The following is a 20,738-nucleotide window of genomic DNA, read 5'->3' on the forward strand; positions in this document are numbered from 1 at the left end:
AATTTCAGCTTCGTAAAGCAATGAATTTCTTTAATAGATTCATATTTACTTCTTGTTCTATGTACAATTGTTCCGCTTCTTCAAGCGAAATTTTCTCAAAAGAAACATAGTCCCCCGGCTTTAGCTGGGCAAGAAGAGGTAAATCTACTGAAATGATATTTCCCATTCTCGGATAGCCACCTGTCGTTTGCCTATCTGCCATTAATATAATCGGCTGTCCACCATTAGGAACTTGAATGGTTCCAAATGTAACAGGACTCGATAAAATCTCTTTTTCTTCCATCCTATTTAATACTTCTCCCTCAACCCTATAGCCCATACGGTCAGCATAATTAGATACCTTATACTCTTTCGTAAAAAATGCCTTTCTACTTTCTTCTGTAAATTGATTATATTCAAAGTCAACTATGACACGAAGCTTAGGATGTTTCTTATACTTTGGTAGTACGCTGTTGCTAATTGCCCATTTCGTTTTTATTCTCTCATCTTTTTGTAAGTCTTGAACGAAACGATTCGCCATTTCTGGTTGTACACCAATTTGGAAGTAGTCACCCTTTTTCAACATTCTTCCTTCTATACCTCCAATCGCAGCACGTATGTAAGTACTTTTGCTTCCCATCGTACGATCAATATGGATACCACCTGCAAAAGTCACATACGTTCTGCAACCACTTTTCACTTTTCCAAAGCAAAGCATACTACCTTCTTCCGCTAAAATGGGACGCCATAATGGTATACGCTCCCCATTCAGTAACGGTTCCATATCCGCACCGCCAATTGCGAGTAACGCCGTTTTCTTTATTAACAATTTCGGTCCCATAATCGTCATTTCGAGTGCCGCTTCATTCTCTTCATTACCAACTAACATATTGATCATCCGAAGTGCACTTTGATCCATCGCCCCGCCAACTGGCACACCGTATTGTTGATAATGAGATCGTCCTAAATCTTGGACTGTTGTAAACATTCCCGCATGCAAAACCTCTACATCCATTCTTTAGCCCCCTCAAGTGATACGTACTCTTCCTTCGTTATTGGGATAAATCGTAAATACATGCCGCTTTGAATAAAGGTTGGTGTTTCTTCTTCCGGATTAAATAAGGAGATTGGTGTTCGGCCAATAATATTCCATCCACCCGGTGTTTCAAGCGGATAAATACCTGTTTGATTTCCGCCAATCCCTACCGAACCAGGAGAGATTTGTAACCGCGGTATTTCTTTTCTAGGTGTTTCTAGTTCTTTTGATAGTCCTCCTAAATATGGGAACCCTGGTGTAAAGCCTAACATATATACAAAATACGTTGTTTCACTATGTATGCGAATGACATCTTCTACTTGTAAACCGTGATAATGTGCCACCTCTTCTAAATCAGGTCCATATTCTCCCCCGTAACAAACGGGTATAGAAATATGTTTCACATCTCGTTTCAGCTCTTCCTTATACGTATCTAACATTCTAGCTATGTATTGGCATACGTAATCATACGGTCTTATCTTTCTATCATTTCCCTTCCATACTTCATACAAATTGTAGTAAACGGCTAATGAAGTAAATGACGGAACACATTCAACCATCCCTACAAACGGATGTTGCTGCAACGCTTGAAATAGTCGTTGTACTTTTTCGTATACATCCATCCCGATTTCTTCACCAAATGTAACAATAATTGCTTGATCCCCTAACGCAGAAAATTTCATCCTACTCCCTCTTTCTATGCCAAAAAGCCGAGTTCTTTCGAAATGCGATTCGCTGTCTCTTTCACCTTCGCGATAAAATATGGAATGTTACTTTCGCTGTACTCAATTGCTAATCCTGAAATACTAATGCCTGCTACAACCGTTCCATCATTTGCGAAAATGGGCGCTGCTATAGCCGCTGTATGATTTTCTAACTCAGAATAGCTAATGGTGTGTCCTTCCTTTTTCGCCATTTGTAACACTTCTAGCAACTGTTTCTTATCTACGATTGTTCCATCTGCAAACTGTTTTAAATTCGTTTCCTCTATGTATTTCCGTTTCTTTTCCTCAGAAAAATACGATAGTAAAATTCTCGGACATGCACCAGCATAAAGTGGCGCTCTTCTTCCAACCGCCGTATACACACGTACAGGCTGAACGCCTTCCATCTTTTCCACATAAATCGCGTCGTTACCATCTTGAATAATTAAATTAACTGCCTGCCCTAAACTATCTCTAAGCTCTTTCATATATGGAATCGCAATATTTCTTACGGATAGTCTTTGTGAAACAAGTTGACCGAACCGTAAAAAAACAACTCCTAGATGATATTTCCCCTTTTCGTTTTTTTGTAAAAACTCCATTTCTTCTAACGAGCCAATTAAACGATAAACAGATGTTTTCGGCATACTTGTTAGCTGAACCATCTCTGTTAAACTTAGCTCTTCATGCTCATAAAACAACTCTAAAATGTCCATTGTCTTAACTGCCGTTTTATTTATACTCATTCTATCTCCCTCTTATTCCGAATTTCGGAACTTAAATTCCGTTTTTCGAAACAAACATATAATTTAAAATTATAAAATATTCTTTCAATTCTATCAATATATTTTTCAGCTACTTAACCTTTATGTAAGGTCAATACAAAATAAAATTTAGAAATAATGATGGTTCTCTTTCAAAACCTCAAGTTATAGCAGAACCAAACGTTTAAATAAATAGGCATAAAAAAAGTATGGAAGAATATTTCTCCCATACTTTTTCTTTATAACGCTCTTACTTGTTTCAACGGCCAGAAAACAGCTTGTCCTTTTCCGACAATTTCATCTTCTGAAATAAACCCAAACATACGACCGTCTTTAGAAACTTCACGATTATCCCCTAAAACAAATACTTGGCCTTCTGGCACTTTCGTTTTTCCTGTGATTTGTTCTAACGTAAAGTCTGGAGTTAATACACGGCCTGCTGCTTTTTCTTTAAACTCTTTTAAATATGGTTCTTCCATCGCTTTTCCGTTTACATATAAAACATCATTTTTATACTCAACTGTATCACCTGGTAAACCAATTACTCGTTTTACTAAATCGTATCCTTCTTTTCCATGAAAGACGATAATATCAAAACGTTCTAATCCACTTATACTGTAACCAATCTTGTTCACGAGAACTCGTTCGTTATTTTCTAAAGTGGGCATCATCGATTCGCCTTGTACTAATGACGGTGTAAATAAAACACCGCGAATAATTGCGATTAATACAAGGGTAAATCCTATCGTTTTCGCCCATGAGAATAATTCTTTCTTCGTATTTTCCTTCATCGTTTCTCCTCTTTCTTAATTGTTTATTGTATGATTTGAACTAATTCTTGTACGAAATTAGGATCAATTTCAGCAAAACATGATTTCCCTTCTCTTACCGCTGTACCGACATGAGCTTGCGAAATTCCAGTTTCATTTAGCAATTGCTTTATATTTTCTTTCGTTACACCAGCTCCAACTACAAGCTGAATTTGACCATCGCTTACCTTTTGCATATCTGTAAGCACCGGAATATTATCAACTATATTCCCTTGTCCACCTGAAGTTAAGACGTGAGTCACTTTATGAAACTTCTTTAACGTTCTCATCGCTTCTACTGGATTTTCCGTGTCGTCTATTGCACGGTGATATGTGACATTTATCCCATCTACCACAGATAATAAATTCGCTAGTTTCTCTTCATCCACTTCATTTCTTTCATTTAATACACCTAATACAACACCAGCTACTCCTAAATTCTGAGCAACTACAATATCTTCTTTCATCATTTCAATTTCTTCTTCCGTATATGTAAAAGACTTCGCATGCGGACGAATCATAACGTGAATTGGTATATGTACTGCTTCTACCGCTTTTTTTATAAATGCATAACTCGGCGTTAAACCGCCTTCTGTATAAGATGAAATTAATTCAATTCGCTTCCCGCCAGCTCGTTCAATTCGTTTCACGTCTTCTAAACATGTTGCAATAACCTCTAGCATGAGATAACCTCTTTTCGTGCTTTTTTCTTATTATACAGTAGGTGAAATAAGAAGCATAGCATTCTCCTATAAAACGATAAAAAGAAGAATGAAAAGAAAGATTTTTTAACTACTAACATCTATTGGTAATTTTATTTTCTACAAAAAAGGAGTAACCTCCTAGCACTTCCGACTAGGTGTCACTCCTTTTTTATTTTAGTTATTTTTCTTAGTTACTTCATTATAATAATGGCTAAATGCTTCTACTAATGCGTCTACGGAAGCATACAGTTCTTCTGGAGTATTATCTACCCCTCCCATTTCAATAAGTAATGCATTTGGAGAAAGATCTTGATTATATACTCCATTCCCGCTTTTACGATCTTTAATAAAAATGCCTCGGCTTAAACCGTAATACTTCTCGTCTAAATATGAATTGATTGCTGTTACTATTTTTTTATTTTTTTCATAGTTAGGATTTTCTCGACCTAAAATAAAATAGAGTCGTGCATAATCCTTTCCATTAATCGTTTTCTTCGTAATATTTTTTCGTGCATCGTCCCTATGAAGATCAATGGGAAACATAATATTTTTATCTTGTGCTAATTTTTCTTGTAATATTTGACGAGATCCTTTGTAAGATTGGGCCCAGTTTAAATTTTTATTTCGTAGAAAATCCCTCATATTTGTCGTATCATGTGAAACGCCTATTCCTTTTTCTTCTAACTTTTGTTTTAAATAATTTCCAACAAACGTAATATTCACTTCATTATTTGTACTAGAGGCATCATCAGGTTTAGTAGCACCTGGAATGAGAGGAATAAACGACTCCCAACTATGTGTATGATAAATAAAAACTTTATTTTCACCGTTATTTTGTGTATTTGAATTGTTTTCTTTCTCACTCTTTGGGTGTTTAACAGCAGTACCTTTATCTTGAATATTCTCTAAAGGAATGCTGGATTCTTCAGGAATGTTCGTATAATCTGTTCCTTCCCCGGCAATTAATATTTCTGAATAAAATTGATTCATATTTGGAAGTTCTCGAGTTAATAAGCTCCGGAGGTCATTTACATTAATATTTGTAGAAAGTGAAAGTAAAAAAGATTCCAAAGACGCTCGTCCTTTTTCTTTATGAAATTCTTCGGCAAAATAACGATTTTCACTGCCTATCATATACATAAGGCCTTTCGTAGAATTCGTTCCTAATAATTGATTAATATAATAAGATTTAAATACGTTTGAATTACTAGAAATGAAGAATGAAGTGAGAATACATATAATTGTGAATAAAAGACATATCATTACATACTTTATATTAAATACTTTCAGTTTCACTTTATTCATTTTATATCTCCCTTCATTTACTATATTCTTACGCATAATTTTCAATGAATATGATTACTAATTTAATAGAATCGTCTCAACTACTATTTTTTCAGCTAATCTCTTTCCGTAAAGCAAGTGAGGTTAATTTGTCGTGCGCAAATATCACTAAAGATTTTTAAAAGAAATGAAATAACCTGAGTCTACATTTGTATAGACTCAGGTTATTTCATTTCTTTATTTTCCATGTCAATGCCTAATTCGTCTTTCAAGAACTTCATACCTTTTCTTGTAAGATGGACAGCCCGATTCTTATCCGTTTTTGTAATCCATTCCTGTTCAAAAAATAGTTTTGCTATTGCAGATCCTAACCAACCAGAAATATGGTAGCGTCGTTCACTCCAATCAAGACAAGGTTTTGCAAATATTCTTCTCTTTATATTTGCCGTTTCAATATTTATTCCAAAATTCAGAAACCATCGCTTACCTTGTTCCGTTACAATGTATTCTCCTTTCTCTAAAATGATAAATTCCTTATCTAATAATTTTTCGGTTATCTCTACACCGAGTCTACCTGCAAGATGATCGTAACAAGTTCGAGCATAACGAATTTGTTTTAGTTGATCTGATTGTTTTAAAGACCGAACTTGAACTGTTGGTGCGATTGTTCCTAACTTTTCAAGAACCTCTGCTACCTCTTGATTAGCAAGTCGATAGTAACGATGTCTACCATGTTGTTCAACTTTAAGTAGATTCCCCTCTACTAATTTAGAAAGATGAGAACTAATTGTTGGATGTGACACCTTTGCCATATAAGCTAATTCGCTAGCAGGTAGTGCCTGATTATTCATTAAACACTCTAAGATAATTGCTCTTGTAGGTTCAGCAATAAGTTTAGCTATATATGAGATATTCGGATATACATTCATATTTCGATGATACCCTAACTATTAAATTGATACAATTATTTTAAATTTAACAGTAAAGGAGAATGTATTATGAATGCAATTGATCTTAGTATATTAAATTTGAAAGAAACGAGAAGGCGCTCAGAAAAATTATGGAATTCTCTTCCCGATAATTTTCTTAATTGGAAGCCTGATCACGAGGCTATGTCCTTTGGTGAAATGATTCGTCACGTATGGACCTCAACTTTTTACTATCATATGATTTTAAAAAACAACGGCTCAATAAACGACATACATATCCCGTATGATGACGAGCCAATTACTTGTGTTAAAAAAGAAATTGAATTAGCACAATCATGTTTTGCCGATTTCATAGAATATGTTCAATCAATAAGCATAGCAGAGCTAGATGCAAGACTTATTGATCGAAGCGATGTTGGCTATCAACGATATTTAGGCGATATGCTATTACGAATTGCCTATCATGATGCGGTCCATGCAGGTCAATTTTTACAATATTTACGCATGGTAGATTTGGAAAGACCTTTAATTTGGGATTAAATATAACAAATGTTTACAAAGCTTCCAAACTGGCATTATAATAATACGCAACCAATTATCTAACTAGTCAAAATTCTTTTCGTTAGTTAAAAAGAGCAGTTTTTAGTTGTTGTACGATAATTAATATATGGGGATGATCACGTGAAAAAGCACTCTGAATTAAAAAAGCATTTATGTGAACTGGAAGAAAAACTATCAGAACCTAAAACTCGTACAAATCCAGCAGAACTGGACAAATTACTTGCAGACGACTTTTTTGAGTTTGGAAGTTCGGGAAACGTTTGGTATAAGAAGGATTCTGTTGGTGGAGACGGACTTAGTGTGAGAGAAATGACTCTTTCTAATTTTGAAATATACCCTTTATCGAAGGATACTGTATTGGCGACATATCTTGTAAGAGATGAAACTAGAATGCAGAATACTTTGCGAAGCTCCATTTGGAAACTAATAGAGGGAAGATGGCAAATGTTTTTCCAACAAGGAACACTTACAAAATCATGATAAGCATTTATATTAAAACGCGTGCTTTTTAAACTAGTATATCCAACGAATAAAAAGCACGTGTTCGATTACTAATCAAACACGTGCTTTCAAAACAACTATATTGCACTTAAATAATAAAGTTCAAGCTAAAAAAACTACGACCGAAACGCAGCATCCGCCAACATAGATAGTGTTGCATCATCCATCGGCGGATTGTGTAGTCCTGCTCTAACGTTTAAATAGTAACGATGAAGCGGATTTTTTTCTGATAAACTTTTTGCTCCTACGATGCGCATTGATTTATCCACTATCGATATCGCCGCATTTGTTACGGCGTATTTCACTGCCGCTAATTCTGCTTGCAGTGACAGTTTATCTTCTGCCTCATCGTATTTTTTCGCAATTTGATATAAAAAGACGCGAGCTTGCATAAGCTCGAGTTCTAATTCTCCAACTAATCTTCTAACATTCGGTAATAAACTAATAGAATGGTTTAAACTATTTGGTTTGTATGATCCCGCAAACTGAACTGCATAATTTCTTGCTGATTGTGCAATTCCTAAATAGCATGCTGGTATATGTAGCAACCAGCCAATACCCTTTTGTTTCACTTTCCCGCCTTTTACATCCGTAAAAAAGCGACTTTCTATCTCTACATTTTGTAAGACAAGGTCGTGGCTAGCAGTCCCTCGCATTGCAACGCTATCCCACGTTTCTTCAATGGATACACCGATTGTATTTCTTGGAATGACAAACTCACCAACTTCTTCTTTGCCCTCCATACTTGCTGAAATAATAAAATAATCAAGTACTGGCGCCATCGTTGTAAAAGTTTTCCTTCCATTTATAACCCACTTCTCGCCTTGTTGAACCGCTATTGTTTCTGGTTTACCGCCACGCGTCGGGCTCCCTGTTTTCGGTTCTGTTGCTGCCCTATTAAAGAGCGCCCCATTTCGCACTTCTTCGCAAAACCATTTAAACATCTCATCATTCCAAGAGCGATTTTCCGCTAGTTCTTTCACAATGCCAAGATGCCAGCCAATCGATAATGCAGTAGCCCCGCAGCCTTCCGCAATTTTCTCTTGAAATAGAACGAAGTCATATAAAGAAATCGCACTACCACCAAATTCCTTCGGTAACGTTAATTTCGTATATCCGATATGTTTCAAATCATTTATATTTTCATACGGAAATGATCCTAATTCACTTAGTTGATGCTCCCTTTCCATGAACTTCGGAATCAATTTATTTATTTGTTCAATAATGAAAGATTGTTTTTCTGTTTCAACAAATGAGAGTGCCATACTATAATCTCCTTTATGTTCGATTCATAAACCGTTCATTTTGTCATTATGATTATATGAAGCTACCTCTCTATTGTTTCACTATTCCGATAAAAATACAATGTTTTTGACTAATAAGAAAAGTTCCTATTTAAAGATAGGTTCTTTTCTTATTAGTCTCCCTTCAATGCCTTTAATGGCAACGAGGTTACATATCCAATATACGAGAATAATTCTTTAAAGAAGAATGGTATTTCTGTATCTAACGTTTTATATGCTGATGTCGGCGTTGGTGAAGCATACGCTTCAATATTAATATGTTTTGCGATTCTCATTGCGCGTTTCATATGAAGTGGATCACTTACAATCGTGTATGTGCGTATGCCGTTCTCTACTCCAACTTCCTTCGCATTCTTTAAGTTTTCTTCAGTGAAAAGGGATTTTGTTTCAATTAAAATATCTTCGTCTTTTACACCTTGTTTCATTGCATATACTCTTGCAGTACGAGCTTCCTCAAGTTCGGCCTCGAACTTTGTACCACCTGTAAAAATAATCTTTTTAATATTTCCGTTCTTATATAAAGAAATCGCATGATTAATTCTTTCTTTAAATACAGGAGATGGTTTTCCGTTCCATGAAGCTGCTCCTAGTACAATACCAGCATCCGTTTTTACGTCATCATTTGCTTTAAAACGATAACTCCAAATATCGTAAGCTGCATAACTTACATATAAAATAGCAGAACAAATCATTAGTAAAAATACTTGAAAGATTCGCCTTTTCTTACTCTTCTTATTTTCTTTCATTTGTAATTGCCTCCGTACATCATCCATACTTCTATAAAAAAACATTTATATCAAATCGTTTTGTTTGAGTTTATTTAAAAGAAGGAACTTTACTTGTTATTTATGTATAAAAGGGTTTTCATTTAAAATTGAGGATTATCAATTCATTTTCATTTGCGGTTTTCATTACATGTTTTAAATTCATAAGTTTATTACCATACAACTACATTGTAACGAATTTTTTCTCAGAAGGGAACGATGAAACAAAAGGAATTAAAATAAAGTAGCATTTTGTAAGAAAAAAGGTATATTTTTCATGTATTACAAACAATATACCTTTCAAAACACGAATTATAGCTTTTCTTTATACAACTCTAATTTTTCTAACAATTGTTCTTTCACGTCAGCCCATTCACTCGAGATAATACTGTACACAACTGCATCTCTCACATAACCATTCGGCAATTTTCTTTCATTTCTAAGCACACCCTCTTTTACTGCGCCTAACCTTTCAATTGCTCGTTGTGCTTTTTCATTTCTTGCATCCGTCTTAATTTGTACCCTGAGCATATGAAGTTTTTCAAAAGCATACTGGAGAAGCATATACTTACACTCTGTATTGATACTCGTACGCTGGACACTTGGATGATACCACGTTTGTCCTAACTCGACTGTTTTATCTTCTACCGAAATATTATATAGACGTGTACTTCCTACAATCTTATTCGTCTGTTGATCCACTACAACGAAAGGTATTTGCGTACCTTTTCCATAACCTTGTATCGCTTTTTGAACATATTGCTGCATATCTTGCACACTATCCATTTTAGAGATTAAATACGCCCAAATTTCCCGATTTCCTTCTACAATCGAAAACAAAGTTTCGACATCATTACCGTCCATTAACCGTAGCTTTGCTCTTTCGTGAATGATTTCCATTTGTAAGCCCCCTTTTTCTTACTATATCACAGAAATAAATATTTAATTATATAGATATTAAAACATTAACACTAACTTTTAAATGCACTTAAAATTCAAGTTTTAATACCTTCTTACATAATAATCCGTAAAAGCCTGTAACAAATACCGTGTCCATCCCATTATATCAAGCTACATTTATATTGGTTTCATTTCATGTAAGGTTTTTCTTTTTCTAAAGGTCTAGTGTGCATTATTGAAAGATTTGCACACCAAAAACGCTATTATTTCTACAAAAAGATTATTTTTTCAATTTGGTAGTATGGATAATTCTGGATTACACCAAAAAAATACTATATAATAATAAAGTGAAAGTTTTACAGTTAATTCATATGGGTAAATGGGAGGATATAAAAATGCTAGATCAAATTACTTGGGGAACGCCAGGCAGCTTATTATGCTTAGGATTCTTTTTTGCAGGATTAGGAATTTTCTTAAGAAGTATTACGTCATATTCGAAAAACAAATAAAACATCAAAACAGTGTACATTTTAAAGTATTTACTTGATAAAAACACTAAACAAAAGAATCCTTTTATAAAAGGATTCTTTTTTATACTTTTCCCCTTTTTAAAGTAACAAATAAGCAATCGGCGTAATGATAAGCAACGTTAATATCGTTCTTTGTACGTACAGAATAATAAGTTCTGATACTTTTAACGGAATATCTGTCGATAAAATACATGGGATGGATGCTGAGAAAAACAATATAGATGATACCGAAACAACCGCAATGACAAACTTTGTCACAAGTGGTGCACTAACTACTAATAATGATGGTAAAAACATTTCCGCAATACCGACGGATGCCGCTTTAGCAGCTAAGTCTGCTTCTGGCAATTGTAAAGCCCATGTAAAAGGATAAAAAATATAGCTGACCCAATCAAATATTGGTGTGAACTTCGCTAAGACAATACCAATTAACCCTACAGACATAATAGATGGTAAAATTCCCATCGTCATGATAAAACCATCTTTTAAGTTCACTGCGATATTTTTCATAACGCTCGGTGCAGTTTTTGATACTTCTAATGCATCTTCCCAAGCCCGTTCTAGCATTTTCTCCTTATAAACAGGCTCTGGGAACCCTTCTTCCGTTATGTATGTATCTGGCTTTCTACTAAGTGGTGGGATTCTTACGGTGATAGCGGTCACGATGAATGTTACAACGAGAGTAGTCCAAAAATAAACATTCCATAAATGCATAATGTCTAATGTTTTTGCGATGATAATCATAAATGTTGCGGATACTGTAGAAAAGCCTGTAGCGATAATGGCTGCTTCTTTTGTCGTATATTTCCCTTCTTTATACACGCGATTTGTAATTAATAAAGCCAATGAATAACTCCCCACAAAGGACGCAACCGCATCAATTGCTGATCTTCCAGGTGTTTTCCATAATGGTCTCATAATCGGACGGCAAAATGTACCGATAAATTCAAGCAATCCATATCCGACTAGTAACGCTAAAAACGCCGAACCAATCGGAACGAGTAAACTTACCGATATTACTAGTTTTTCATACAAAAACGGCCCCACATCTGGTGCAAAGAACCAAGCTGGCCCTACTTTCAAACAATATAATACACCGAAAACGACGCCAACTACTTTTAAAATAGAAAAACAAATATCTACGATAGATACATTCCACTTTTTCGTATAAAACGGATAAATCGCACCCATTATCATAACGAGTAGTGCGTAATAAGGTACTAGGCCCGGAACCGAAGCTCTAATCCACGACACGATATGATCAATCATAATAGACGATGCACCGTTTATCGTAACCGGCACGAAAAACATAAACACTCCTACTAAACTAGCGAGTATAAACCGAAGAATGATGCCCTTCTCACTCCCAGTCTTAATTACATTCCTTTTTAATTCAATTTCACTCAAAATTCGACACCTCCTATTTATCTAAATATTCTGTATAATAACGTTGTATTCCTTCTTTCCATTTCTAATATTTAATCATGTGAAAAAGCCTATTTTGAAATAGGCCTTTTCTACTATCCCTTATAATCATCCACAATCACTTGAATCACACGATATGATTCTTCTGCCACTATCTTATTACTAATCTTATTCGCATCATATATAATTAACGCCTTCCAAAGCGCCCATCCTCTCGCTCTATTCCACGTTTCTTCGTCTATTTGCAGTACTTCTTTAAATATCTTTCTACTACTTTTATCAAAAAACGTCCATGACATCGCTGCATCACAGGCCGGATCCCCTACTCCTAAAATACCAAAATCAATGACGGCACAAAACTTTCCGTCCTTAACGAGTAAGTTCCCTGGTGCAATATCTCCATGAACCCAAACTGGCTTACGCTCCCACGTTGACTGAAGTGCTAAAGCCCAAAGATGCTTTAATACTGTTTCATCAAAAACGTCCTTATTATTTTCGATAGCACCTCTCGCCTCTTCATCATATACAGATATAAGCCCACCTCGGTAAAAATTATGTGCTCCAGCTATTGGACCGTTACTCGCATCAATGGCTTGCAATTCCACTAAAAATGAACCTAAGTCCACCGCAAATTCATTTAGGTCACGAACATTTTGTTTCGTAACTGTTTCTCCCTCTATCCACTTATTAATAGACCACGGCCATGGATACACTTCAGATGGATTTCCTTTGGCAATTGGTGTAGAAATCGGTAAAGAAAGCTCCTTACTTAATATAGGTAACCACTTGTTTTCTTTCTCTACTTGCGGTGCATATGCCGCATCACTTGGTAATCTTACACTCATCTTATCACCTAGGTGAAATGTTCTGTTATCATGCCCGCTAAGCTTTACAGGTTTCACTTCTAAATGTGCCCATTCAGGAAACTGTTCCTGTATTAACTTTTCAACTAAACTTACGTTAATTGGATGCATTCACATTCTCCTTTTCTTTTGAAACTTACTAAGCCCATCTGTACTGCCAACATATTCAAAACCATTTTTCTTATAAAAATCATTCAATATGCGATTATGCCCTACACAATCTAGTTTTAACAACTCTTTGTCATGTTGTACATTCTCTTCTATCCACCGTAACATCCATTCTCCGATTCCGTTCCCCTTATACTTCCGATTCACCGCAAATCTATGAATATATAATGAATTAGAAACTTCCTCTTTACCAAAAATATATTCATCCCATTCATTTTGTTTAGGAGATACTGTAACTGTACCGATAATTTCATCTTCTTTCGTAACCACATATGTATATTTCTCTCTTATACCTTCTAATATTTCAGCCGTAGCTTCTCCTCCTAAAAGGTACTGCCACTGGTCCACTTCTTTATGTTGTAGCCATTGTGCTACTTCTTTTAATAGAGTAATAATGTTATCGCTTTCCTCTTCATTAGCGATTCGAATTGTATATTTCTCCATATTTCCGTTCCCCTTTCCTATGCTTACTTCGCTCTTTATTAATTTTCATTTTATACATTATATACCAAAATTAATTACTGCACTTTTAAATTTATCTATTTGATAACTTGTATCCATCACAAAAAAACGCTTCACTCATAGTGAAACGTTTTTATCTTTTATGCCTGTAATTCCGTTTTATGTCCCCTTACTACACTACGTTTTAAAGCAGTCGCTAAAATAATAACGATACTTACCGCACCAATCCAAATAAGCACAATAACAGGTGTACTCCAGCTTAACCCTTTTCCGAAGAAGAATATTTCTCTAAGTCCTTCAATCATAAATCGCATCGGCAACCATGTATACACCCAGTCTTGGTAAAATGGAGACAACATTTCAGGCGCTAATGATAATAACGGTGCACCAAAGAATAGTAAGAGAGCAAATATACTGATTCCCTTTAGTCCGACTATTGAAAGTACCGCCGATATCATTAAGAAGAAACTAAAGGACGTAATAGTTAAAAACAGTGCCGTATCAGTGAAATTTGAAATATTTAGTCCTACCATTCCATCCGCAATCCATGTAAGACCGAACCCAATGACAAATGCTGCGACAGCCCCTGTTATGATTTGTTTTAGTTTTAATATGAAGTTTTCTTTTCTTGTACCTACTGGCATTTTACTTATCGCAATAAAGATAATTGCTGCGCTCGCTAAACTTGCAATCCATAACGGTTGGAATAAAGAAATTGGCGAGTTACCGTTCGCACTGTTTTTGCCAATTTCATTTACATTCGTTACTTTCTTTGCAATCGGTGTGACTACATTTGAAACTTGATCTGCTGTTAACGTAACTCCTTTTTCTTTATATCCTTCTAATAGTTGCGCGCGAACAGTATTGTTCATATTATCAACTACACCATTTAACATTTGCCCTGCCATAGTTGATGCTGCTGTATTCATTCCTTGATTTATAAATATTTCTACCTCTGGCGAAGATGGCTGTGTTGTTCGTAATGATGATTGTTTTGCGCTAAAGTCTTTCGGAATGACTAATGCTGCGTAATACTCTTGATTATTTAAGCCTTTTTGAACTGCTTCTTTATTGTTCACTTCTATCCACTTCACCGCAGGTTCTTCTTCTGATTTTGATGTCTTTTTCATATTATCAACAATTGTTTGCCCCATATTCATCTTCGGTTGATCCGGAATTTCTACTCCTTGATCCTCATTTACAATTGCGATTGGCAAGTTTTTCGGCTGAGGTTGAACGGTTGGAAATAACGTTAATGAAAAAATAAAAACAACAAGTAGGGCAATAACTGGTGATAATAATAAAAGTTTATTTTTAAACATTTTCTTTTCTCCTCCTTACATTTGATTTATAATAACCAACAACGTGTTGTTTATTTATATTTTGAATTATATGTTCAAGTTGAATCTTATACAATAATCAAAAATCGTGAATGTGTCGGTTATAAGACACATTTTCTAAATGTGTTCAGTAAAATTAAGGAGGGACATGCTTTGCGCGATAGTAATTTAGATTTACGTGTTGTTCGTACGAAAACTGCCATACGAAATGCATTGGTGGAATTAATTGAGGACAAAGGTTTTGACGCCATTACAGTGAAAGATATTACAACGAAAGCAAACATTAATCGCGGTACTTTCTATACGCACTATCAAGATAAATTTGATTTAATGACAAAATGCCAAGAAGACATTATGTATGAGTTTTCTAGCATTGCAAAAAAGAGATTCCCAGAAGTGATTGCGGATCTCGGATCGAATCCTTCTCCAACAATGCCGTTTCTACTTATCACTTCTATTCTTGAATTTCTAAATGAAAATAGTGATTTTATGAAAGCTGTATTAAGCCCAAAAGGAGATTTATCTTTTCAAACAAAGTTGAAAGACTTTATGTGGAAAACATTATTTGAAGATACGAATGGTGCTCTCATTAATAAGGAAAATTTACTTGTTCCAAGCCAATATTTAGCTTCTTATATGGCATCTGCTCATATTGGTGTCATTCAGCAATGGTTAAATAGTGGCCAAAAAGAAACACCAGAGGAAATTGCTCGTATTTTATCAACAATCGCAGTTCATGGACCTTTTTATGCAGCTGGCTTAAAGAAGTGAGTTATTGCAAAATAAAAAGATCATCCACTATTTATAGCGGATGATCTTTTACTTCATTACAACACTTCAATATACCCTTCTGTTCCATGTACTCGTATTCGTTGCCCATCTTTTATTAATTTCGTAGCGTTCTCTACTCCAACGACTGCCGGTAATCCATATTCCCGTGCAATAACCGCCCCGTGAGTCATAAGTCCGCCGACTTCAGTGACTAGTCCTTTTATAGATACAAATAATGGCGTCCAGCCAGGGTCAGTAAAAGCTGTAACTAATATATCTCCCTCTTCTAAATTCGCTTCTTCCATGTTTAAAATAACGCGAGCTCTCCCCTCAACTACTCCAGAAGAAACAGGCAGACCTGCAATCGCGTCAGCTGGGAGGTTTTCTCGTTTATATTTACCTGTAATGATTTCTCCATCAGACGTCATTATACGAGGAGGCGTTAGTTTTTCATATAATTTATAATCATTTTTTTGTTTATGAATAAGCTCATAATTTAGTTTCTTCGTGCGAACAACTTCGTGAAGCTCTTCAAAAGTTAAATAGTATATATCATCAACTTCATGAATGACACCGCTCTGCACAAGTTGCTCAGCTTCTTTTAGTAACGCCTGCTTATATATGAAATAACGATTAATCATACCGTATTTCGGATATTCACGATAGCCGATAAAATTACGGATATTGCGAATCATTCGCTTCGTTTCTTCTACTTTTTGTTTTCCATCCGGCAATTGCTGCAATCGATCTACTAACTCTTCTTCTTTTTTCAAAGCTTCTTGCAGTCCTTCTTCAAATTTCCGTTTACTTGCACCATAATCAAAATCTCTTATATTATTTAAAATCATCGGGATAATGGTTGTTGGCTTCTCACTCCAGCGCGTTTTCGTAATGTCGATTTCTCCGCTACATCTCATTCCGTATTTATTTAGAAAAGCATCTATTGCCTCTCGAGCTTTTTCTCCGCCTTTAAACTGAACGAGTTCATCTAAAAAGCTATCATTTTCTACATGTTGTAAATACGCAATAACTTCTTCGTACGGCCGAATCACATCAGCAACTTCCATTAATGCTAAACCCATTTCCGACGTAATATTATTTTGCACCGATTGAGAAAGGGTGTCCGCTGCATTCTTTTCGCCCAGCCATTGCTCCATTTTTTCATTGATCCATGTTGAAGCATTCATACCTGCCATAATAACTGCTATACTTTGCGGATTAAACAATACTTTCTTTAATTGCTGAATATCTTCCAAAATAAAATCAAGTACGTCCACTCCTGATTTCAGTTGCATAGTTTCTTTTAACTCTTCAAGTGATGCTTCACTATTCTTTATTAATTCCGTAACGATTGCTGGATCATTTTCGATTTCTGGTCGCGAACTTACTGGTGGCTTACTTTTACTAGCACTCTTTTCCGTTTCTTCATCCGGTAACAATGTAATAAAATTATCTCGCTCGACTACAGTCGTTAATGCATCTCTTATGAGCGGATCTGATTTTCCTAACGTATTTATTAAGTAATCTCTGCTAGCAGGTGAAGCTAATTGTTGCGTAGCATCAACAAACAGCCGTCCTCCCGCTTTGCGCATTGGGGCACTTGTCGTTAACAGGAAAAAAGATAACCCTAATGGTTTCATCGCATCGGTCATCATTTGTTGGTGACCAACTGATATATATACATGATTTCCCCCATCATTTTCTTCCGGAATTGGATATAAAGTCGTTATCGGCCTGCTTTGAACAATATAAAATGTATTACGGGCTAAACACCATTCAATATCTTGCGGACAGCCAAAATAAGCTTCTATCTGTCTTCCGATCTGTTCTAGTTGTAATATTTGTCGTTCAGACAATGTTTGAATCTTTTGCTGAGCCGGATCAATCTGTTTCGTCTCTGTTCCGCCCTCTTTTACAGCATAAATAGCTAATTTTTTAGTTGAAATCACCTTATCGACGATTTTCCCCTCTTTTACTTTATAATTATCAGCAGAGACCAGTCCTGATACTAACGCCTCACCAAGTCCAAAACTGGCATCAATTGATAGCACCTTTCGGTTAGAAGTAACCGGATCAGCCGTAAATAAAATTCCCGAAGCCTGCGGGAAAACCATTTTTTGAACGACAACACATATAGAAACTTGATTATGTTCAAAACCATTTTGCATACGGTACATGACTGCTCGTTCTGTAAATAAAGACGCCCAGCACTTTCTTACATGCTGTAAAATCGCTTCTTTTCCGATAATATTTAAATACGTATCTTGTTGACCTGCAAACGAGGCATACGGTAAATCTTCAGCCGTAGCACTAGAACGCACGGCATACGCGTGTTCATTTCCAAAACGTGAGAGATACTGAGTTACTGCTTCCACTACATCAGTAGGGATTTGTACTGCCATAATGACTTCTATAATTTCCTTACTCATTTCACCAATTTGAGCTCGGTCTTCAAGTTTCAACTTGGTCAGCTGCTGCAACAAAGTTTGAAGCTCTTCATTTTGCTCGATAGCTTTTTCATATCCTACCGTTGTCACACAAAATCCTTCTGGCACCTGTATACCTTGAATGTTAGATAACTCCCCTAAATTCAACCCTTTTCCGCCGACGAGTGAAAGCTGCCCCTTTTCTATTTCCTGAAAATCGAGAACGAAAGAACTCATATAACATCTCTCCTTACTATGCATGTGTTCTTGATTGTAGCAGGAGTAAATGAGAAGAAACAGTCTATTTCGAATTTGATTTACATGATATAATTAAGTTAGGAAGAGATTAAATAATGCCCTAGTTGCATAATGAAGCAACTAGGGCTTCTTATTTCCTCTCAATTTTAAATGACAATTTGTTCACAACTAACTTCAATGTATTTCTGTTTTCCCCCTTTATTATAGGAACGCCATGAATTATCACTCACAATTCTTACCTCAACAAATGGTACATAACTCGAAATACGCCTTAGTTTAACCTCCTGTGAGCCTTTTCACAGGAGGTTTTATACATACATATATTATTTATAATTAACTCGTTCTCCTATTTTTCAAAAGCATATTTTGTGTCATAATAACGCTTTTTAGAATTTATATATACCTTCTAATTTTTCTAAAAAGGGATGATTGTATTGGAAATGAAAAAGCTTCAAGGAATGTATGATGATGTTATTAGTTTAGGGGAAAATTGTTATACTGCTATTCATCTAAAAAAATATAAGCTGCGGAAATATTCAGGTCCTCTAGATTGGTTTGTATCACCGAATCTTTCTTCTATCAACACATTATTGAAAAATAATTTCGTAGACTTTATGGATTTAAAAAACATGCAATCAATGCCGGAGCAAAATATTGTGTTTAATGATGGCGTGATACAACCTGTTTTTTCTCATATTATAAAAGATACAAAATATAACGTAACATCTTATCATGATTTCCCTGTTATTCCGAATGAAGATTGGTTCATCACATACCATGATTTTAAACAAAAATTAGATCAAAGAATTGATAACCTTTACGAAAGAATGCATAATTCACAATCCATTTTATTTGTTAGATGGGGCGGAAGCTTGACTGAAGCGCTTGAATTACAAACCGTTTTATCAAATATTGTTAAAAATAATTTTAAGATCCTTTTACTCTATCCAACAGGACTTGAAAATGAAATAAACAAATTAGAATGGGCGCTTGATCATGTTTTTCCCGTTCAAGTTTCAAGTAATTATCAAAATAAAAGAACTTGGTATGTCCTCTTAAAAGATATACACTTAAACTCAAAAAAATAATATAAACTACGACTTTAAAATCAATATTCTTTGTTTACATTTTATATAAATTGACATATCTCTCCCTTAATTCTAAGACTAAGTTATTGTTTTTTGTAATCCCCCACTCATTCTTTTCTCAAATGCTCCAAAATGGATTTTCAAAATTAGGGAACTATAATGTCATATTGGAATAAGTTAAGGGGGAGAAAAATTGGACAATGAAATGAATTATGGAAGTGATTACAAGTTTATTCCGGCAACTTCAATTGAAAGTGGTCATGGCATTGAAGTATTGCCTGATTTATTTTGTTACACGATTCAAATCGTCAACATCTGTTTTGTTGGACATCCCAAGAGCAATGATTTTGTTTTAGTTGATGCTGGAATGCCTAAATGTGCAAATGAAATTATCTCTGTCACTGAGAAGCGATTTGGTACAAATAGTCGCCCAAAAGCAATTATTTTAACTCATGGGCATTTTGATCATGTTGGGGGAATAATTGAACTTATCAAGTATTGGGATGTTCCAGTCTATGCCCATCAATTGGAAATACCTTTCCTGACTGGACTACAAAGCTATCCTGAACCAGATCCAACAGTTGAAGGTGGTATGGTAGCGAAAATGTCACCTCTGTTCCCTAATGAACCGATTGATTTAGGAAATAACGTAAAAGTACTACCTGCAGATGGAACTGTTCCTCATATGCCAGAGTTTAGATGGGTGCATACACCAGGACACACTCCAGGTCATATTTCATTATTCCGAGAAAAAGACCGAACATTAATTGCAGGGGACGCTTTTGTTACAGTGAAACAGGAAAATCTATATAAGGTAATTACTCAAGAACAGGAAATAAGCGGTCCGCCTCGTTATTTAACAACAGACTGGAACGCTGCTAAAGAATCCATTATTAAATTAGAAAAATTAAAGCCTCTAGTCACTGTTACTGGACACGGAATACCAATGTCAGGTGAATTGCTATCAACAAGCCTTAAAACACTCGTTCAAGAATTTGATAAAATTGCTGTACCTGATTACGGAAAATATGTAGATAAAAAGATACATTAAGCACAAGAAACTTTGGCTTTTATATTAAAGAATTAAAACGGAAAAAATTATTAAGTTTAGTAAAAAAATACTGTACTTAGGCAACATCTCGATTATAAGAGTGGAACGCCCCTTTGT

At 35.3% G+C, this 20,738-nt stretch carries 20 protein-coding genes; 5 read left to right on the forward strand and 15 right to left on the reverse strand.

The annotated features are described in order from the left end of the window. Window positions 1-4: 4 nt before the first annotated feature. The 7 genes from ACTFR9_RS07730 to ACTFR9_RS07760 form a co-directional block, all read right to left on the reverse strand. Window positions 5-994, reverse strand: a complete 990-nt coding sequence (locus ACTFR9_RS07730) for a biotin-dependent carboxyltransferase family protein (protein ID WP_000382215.1) — start codon at window positions 992-994, stop codon at window positions 5-7. Beyond that, window positions 985-1,698 carry a 5-oxoprolinase subunit PxpB gene (pxpB, locus tag ACTFR9_RS07735; protein ID WP_000672252.1) on the reverse strand — a complete coding sequence of 238 codons (714 nt, stop codon included), beginning with the start codon at window positions 1,696-1,698 and terminating at the stop codon, window positions 985-987. The genes ACTFR9_RS07730 and pxpB overlap by 10 nt, the downstream gene beginning before the upstream one ends. Window positions 1,699-1,712: 14 nt before the next feature. Then, window positions 1,713-2,465 (reverse strand): IclR family transcriptional regulator, encoded by a 753-nt coding sequence (locus ACTFR9_RS07740; protein WP_000026379.1) that lies wholly within the window; start codon window positions 2,463-2,465, stop codon window positions 1,713-1,715. Window positions 2,466-2,722: 257 nt separating this feature from the next. Next, complete coding sequence (lepB, locus tag ACTFR9_RS07745) at window positions 2,723-3,274, reverse strand: signal peptidase I (protein WP_000662493.1); 552 nt, start codon at window positions 3,272-3,274, stop codon at window positions 2,723-2,725. 23 nt (window positions 3,275-3,297) lie between these two features. Then, window positions 3,298-3,975 (reverse strand): copper homeostasis protein CutC, encoded by a 678-nt coding sequence (locus tag ACTFR9_RS07750; protein ID WP_000895083.1) that lies wholly within the window; start codon window positions 3,973-3,975, stop codon window positions 3,298-3,300. A 195-nt stretch (window positions 3,976-4,170) separates the two neighbouring features. Further along, on the reverse strand, window positions 4,171-5,301 hold the full coding sequence (gene spoIIP / locus ACTFR9_RS07755; protein ID WP_001045277.1) for a stage II sporulation protein P: 1,131 nt from the start codon (window positions 5,299-5,301) through the stop codon (window positions 4,171-4,173). A gap of 203 nt (window positions 5,302-5,504) precedes the next feature. Beyond that, window positions 5,505-6,209: an ArsR/SmtB family transcription factor gene (locus ACTFR9_RS07760; RefSeq protein ID WP_001103828.1), complete on the reverse strand. Its 705-nt coding sequence runs from the start codon at window positions 6,207-6,209 to the stop codon at window positions 5,505-5,507. Window positions 6,210-6,278: 69 nt separating this feature from the next. On the opposite strand from ACTFR9_RS07760, the gene ACTFR9_RS07765 reads away from it, so the two are divergent. Next, the gene (locus ACTFR9_RS07765; RefSeq protein ID WP_000991268.1) at window positions 6,279-6,749 is read left to right on the forward strand and encodes a DinB family protein; all 471 of its coding nucleotides are present in this window, start codon (window positions 6,279-6,281) and stop codon (window positions 6,747-6,749) included. A gap of 141 nt (window positions 6,750-6,890) precedes the next feature. Next, the gene (locus tag ACTFR9_RS07770) at window positions 6,891-7,250 is read left to right on the forward strand and encodes a nuclear transport factor 2 family protein (protein WP_000716632.1); all 360 of its coding nucleotides are present in this window, start codon (window positions 6,891-6,893) and stop codon (window positions 7,248-7,250) included. A gap of 137 nt (window positions 7,251-7,387) precedes the next feature. On the opposite strand, the gene ACTFR9_RS07775 is transcribed toward ACTFR9_RS07770, so the two are convergent. From ACTFR9_RS07775 to ACTFR9_RS07805, 7 genes are all read right to left on the reverse strand, one after another. Next, on the reverse strand, window positions 7,388-8,536 hold the full coding sequence (locus ACTFR9_RS07775) for an acyl-CoA dehydrogenase family protein (RefSeq protein WP_001218397.1): 1,149 nt from the start codon (window positions 8,534-8,536) through the stop codon (window positions 7,388-7,390). A 152-nt stretch (window positions 8,537-8,688) separates the two neighbouring features. Further along, window positions 8,689-9,321: a YdcF family protein gene (locus ACTFR9_RS07780; protein WP_000662214.1), complete on the reverse strand. Its 633-nt coding sequence runs from the start codon at window positions 9,319-9,321 to the stop codon at window positions 8,689-8,691. A gap of 330 nt (window positions 9,322-9,651) precedes the next feature. Further along, window positions 9,652-10,239, reverse strand: coding sequence for a GNAT family N-acetyltransferase (locus tag ACTFR9_RS07785; protein ID WP_000402573.1), 588 nt, complete (start codon window positions 10,237-10,239; stop codon window positions 9,652-9,654). Between the two features lie 608 nt (window positions 10,240-10,847). Further along, complete coding sequence (locus ACTFR9_RS07790; protein ID WP_001289385.1) at window positions 10,848-12,176, reverse strand: YjiH family protein; 1,329 nt, start codon at window positions 12,174-12,176, stop codon at window positions 10,848-10,850. 113 nt (window positions 12,177-12,289) lie between these two features. Then, a complete protein-coding gene (locus tag ACTFR9_RS07795) occupies window positions 12,290-13,168 on the reverse strand; it encodes an aminoglycoside phosphotransferase family protein (RefSeq protein WP_000553377.1) in 879 nt (292 codons plus the stop codon). Next, complete coding sequence (locus ACTFR9_RS07800) at window positions 13,169-13,669, reverse strand: GNAT family N-acetyltransferase (protein WP_000417620.1); 501 nt, start codon at window positions 13,667-13,669, stop codon at window positions 13,169-13,171. It lies immediately after the preceding gene. 158 nt (window positions 13,670-13,827) lie between these two features. Next, window positions 13,828-15,009 carry a YhgE/Pip domain-containing protein gene (locus ACTFR9_RS07805; RefSeq protein ID WP_000475861.1) on the reverse strand — a complete coding sequence of 394 codons (1,182 nt, stop codon included), beginning with the start codon at window positions 15,007-15,009 and terminating at the stop codon, window positions 13,828-13,830. A 171-nt stretch (window positions 15,010-15,180) separates the two neighbouring features. On the opposite strand from ACTFR9_RS07805, the gene ACTFR9_RS07810 reads away from it, so the two are divergent. Further along, window positions 15,181-15,798: a TetR/AcrR family transcriptional regulator gene (locus tag ACTFR9_RS07810; protein WP_001205689.1), complete on the forward strand. Its 618-nt coding sequence runs from the start codon at window positions 15,181-15,183 to the stop codon at window positions 15,796-15,798. Window positions 15,799-15,854: 56 nt separating this feature from the next. On the opposite strand, the gene ppsA is transcribed toward ACTFR9_RS07810, so the two are convergent. Beyond that, window positions 15,855-18,461 (reverse strand): phosphoenolpyruvate synthase, encoded by a 2,607-nt coding sequence (gene ppsA, locus ACTFR9_RS07815; protein WP_000094166.1) that lies wholly within the window; start codon window positions 18,459-18,461, stop codon window positions 15,855-15,857. Between the two features lie 446 nt (window positions 18,462-18,907). Between ppsA and ACTFR9_RS07820 the strand changes: the two genes are divergently transcribed. Both ACTFR9_RS07820 and ACTFR9_RS07825 read left to right on the forward strand, forming a co-directional pair. Then, window positions 18,908-19,570, forward strand: coding sequence for a DUF1796 family putative cysteine peptidase (locus tag ACTFR9_RS07820; protein WP_001997746.1), 663 nt, complete (start codon window positions 18,908-18,910; stop codon window positions 19,568-19,570). A 193-nt stretch (window positions 19,571-19,763) separates the two neighbouring features. Beyond that, window positions 19,764-20,621 (forward strand): MBL fold metallo-hydrolase, encoded by an 858-nt coding sequence (locus ACTFR9_RS07825; RefSeq protein ID WP_000368270.1) that lies wholly within the window; start codon window positions 19,764-19,766, stop codon window positions 20,619-20,621. Window positions 20,622-20,738 lie beyond the last annotated feature (117 nt).

The sequence above is a fragment of the Bacillus cereus group sp. MYBK222-1 genome (genome assembly GCF_051916425.1).
Taxonomy (GTDB): domain Bacteria; phylum Bacillota; class Bacilli; order Bacillales; family Bacillaceae_G; genus Bacillus_A; species Bacillus_A paranthracis.